Consider the following 2818-nt stretch of genomic DNA (forward strand, 5'->3'; position numbering starts at 1 on the left):
CATGCCCGTCACCTCCCTCCGCAGTCCCTTCGCTCGGCCTCCTGAAGTCGCAATCGGCGGCGCCTGAACTATCGCGCACTTAGAAGCAAAAGCCGAAGCAAGAGCAAGAGCAAGAGCAAGAGCAAGAGCAGCCAGGTTATGGCTGGGAGGCAATGGCCTTTTCGATGGCTGCCCGGAACGCTGGATCATCCGGCTTGGTCAGGCTGGAAAAGTTACCAATTACCTTGCCCTTGCGGTCTACCACGTACTTGTAGAAATTCCACTTCGGCGCACTGCTCTGGCTGGCCAGCTCCGCGAACAGCGGTATCGCATCCGCGCCCCGAACCGCCTGTGTCTTGGTCATGGTAAAGGTGACGCCATAGTTGGCATAACAAACCTTGGCAGTCTTCTCGCTGTCGGCGTCCTCCTGCTTGAAGTCATTGGAAGGCACACCAAGCATTTCCAGGCCTTGCTCGTGGTATTCCTTGTATGTCGCCTCAAGCCCCTCGAACTGCGGCGCAAAACCGCAGTAACTGGCCGTGTTGACCACCACCAGCGGCTTGCCGGCAAAGCGCTGGCACAGGTCCACCTGCCCCTTGCCCCGCAACTCTGGCAGGCTACCCTGCAACAACGCCGGGCAATCGGCAGCCCAGCTCGATGCGCCGGCAAGCAGGGCCAGCACCGGCACCGTCAACCAATGTGCACGCATGACTCGTTTCTCCCGCAAGACAATCCCTGAACTTGCAGGGTAGCGCCTAACAAACACTCATGCCCAGCTGCATCAGCGCCATCCCGCCCTTGTGCCAGCCCCACCACACCAGCGCCAGCAGCAACAGGGCGGCGACGGCCAGTAGCCCTCGAGCCAGGTAGCGGTTCATGCGGCCTGGGCCTGCAGGCGGGCGACCGGGCGTTCGCGCACGGGCCAGTTGAGGGCGGCAGCCAGCAGGCTGAGCAGGATGGAAATCTGCCAGACCAGGTCGTAGCTGCCAGTGCGGTCATACACCACCCCGCCCAACCAGCCGCCCAGGAAGGCGCCCAGCTGGTGGAACAGGAAGACGATACCGCCAAGCATGGACAGGTTGCGCACGCCGAACACGGTGGCCACCGTGCCGTTGGTCAGTGGCACCGTGGACAACCACAGCAGCCCCATGGCGATGCCGAACAGGTAAGCGCTGACTTCAGTCACCGGCGCCCAGAGGAACAGCACGATCACTACCGCACGCAGCAGGTACAACCCGGTCAGCAGGCGCGGCTTGGACATGCGCCCGCCCAGCCAGCCCGCGGTGAAGGTACCGACGATATTGAACAGGCCTACCAGCGCCAGCACCGTTGTGCCGGTGGTCGCGGCCAGGTGCTGGTCGACCAGGTAGGCCGGCAGGTGCACACCAATGAACACCACCTGGAAACCACAAACGAAAAAGCCCAGCGCCAGCAACCAGAAGCCAGAGTGCGAGCACGCCTCGCGCAGGGCCTGGCCCAGGGTCTGTTCGGTACCATGAGTGGGCAGCGGCCGGTCGCGCAGCAGGCCGACGAAGGGCACGATCAGCGCCACCATCAGGCCCAGTACCAGCAACGCTGCGGACCAGCCCAGCCACTGGATCAGGCCGAGGGTGCCCGGCAACATGGCGAACTGGCCGAAAGAACCGGCAGCGCTGGCAATGCCCATGGCCATGCTGCGCTTCTCCGCCGGCACGGCACGCCCAACCACGCCGAGGATGACCGAGAACGAGGTGCCGGACAGGCCGATGCCGATCAGCAAGCCGGCACTCAGCGACAACGACCAGGCCGAGTCGGCCATGCCCATCAGCACCAACCCGGCAGCGTAGAGAATACCGCCAATGATCACCACCCGCGCCGCGCCCATGCGGTCGGCCAGGGCTCCGGCGAACGGTTGCGCCAGCCCCCAGATCAGGTTCTGCAAGGCAATGGCGAAGGCGAACACCTCACGCCCCCAGCCGAAGTCCGCGCTCATAGGCGCCAGGAACAGGCCGAAGCCGTGCCGCACACCCAGGGACAGCGCCAGGATCAGCGCTGCCCCCACCAATACCCACCCGCTGGTTCGCCACACCGAAGTCATTGTCGTTATCTCCAGCACATCGCAAGGTTTTACGGGTATATACCCGCTTATAGTCGTATCAATTCAAGCCAGCTGGTTCAGCAAACGCACCAGTTCATCCCGCTGCCCTGCCCCCAGCCGCTCCACCAGTTCGGCCTGTGCCTGTTCCCAGGCCGGATGGGCAGCGCGCAGCAGTTGGGTACCGGCCTCGGTCAGCAGCACCACGCGGTTGCGCTGATCGTCACCATCAGCCAAGGCCACCAGCCCTTCAGCCTCCAGCACCCGCAGGTTGCGGCCCAGGGTACTACGCTCCAGGCCCATGGCCTCCGCCAGGGTGGTGATACTGGGGCGATCGAGCCGCTGCAGATGACGCAACAGGGAAAACTGGGCGACATTGACCCCGAAGCCGGCAAGGGCCTCGTCGTAATGCCGGCTCACCCCACGGGCGGCACGACGCAGATGGGTGCAGATGCATTCACTGGTCAACATGGATACGTGTATATACCCGCGTCATGTGTGTTGCAAGAGATTTCACGATTACCGACGCCCCTCAGCCCTAATGCCTGTCAGATAGCGTTAATGGGACTGCTACGCATCCCATCGCCGGCAAGCCAGCTCCCACAGGTACAGCGTTGCTCTCGAGGTTGTCGCTGTACCTGTGGGAGCGGCCTCGTGTCGCGAAAGGGCCGCAACGCGGCCCCAGGAATGATGCGCAACAGTTGAAATTGCTGGGGCTGCTTTGCAGCCCTTTCGCGACACAAGGCCGCTCCTACAGGGATTGCG

General features: G+C 63.4%; 4 protein-coding genes. All 4 read right to left on the reverse strand.

Annotation, left to right across the window (positions count from 1 at the left end):
- Nucleotides 1-136: 136 nt before the first annotated feature.
- The 4 genes from ACGLHT_RS29880 to ACGLHT_RS29895 all read right to left on the reverse strand — a co-directional run bounded on the left by ACGLHT_RS29880 (nucleotide 137) and on the right by ACGLHT_RS29895 (nucleotide 2524).
- Entirely contained in the window at nucleotides 137-688 is a 552-nt protein-coding gene (locus ACGLHT_RS29880) for a glutathione peroxidase (RefSeq protein ID WP_039615355.1), read from the reverse strand.
- A 46-nt stretch (nucleotides 689-734) separates the two neighbouring features.
- Nucleotides 735-857, reverse strand: a complete 123-nt coding sequence (locus ACGLHT_RS29885) for a hypothetical protein (protein WP_075044023.1) — start codon at nucleotides 855-857, stop codon at nucleotides 735-737.
- Nucleotides 854-2056, reverse strand: coding sequence for an MFS transporter (locus tag ACGLHT_RS29890; protein WP_084785067.1), 1203 nt, complete (start codon nucleotides 2054-2056; stop codon nucleotides 854-856). The genes ACGLHT_RS29885 and ACGLHT_RS29890 overlap by 4 nt, the downstream gene beginning before the upstream one ends.
- A gap of 63 nt (nucleotides 2057-2119) precedes the next feature.
- On the reverse strand, nucleotides 2120-2524 hold the full coding sequence (locus ACGLHT_RS29895; protein WP_025338032.1) for a MarR family winged helix-turn-helix transcriptional regulator: 405 nt from the start codon (nucleotides 2522-2524) through the stop codon (nucleotides 2120-2122).
- Nucleotides 2525-2818 lie beyond the last annotated feature (294 nt).

The organism is Pseudomonas sp. PsB, from assembly GCF_043658375.1.
In the GTDB taxonomy this organism is placed as follows: Bacteria; Pseudomonadota; Gammaproteobacteria; order Pseudomonadales; family Pseudomonadaceae; genus Aquipseudomonas; species Aquipseudomonas putida_Z.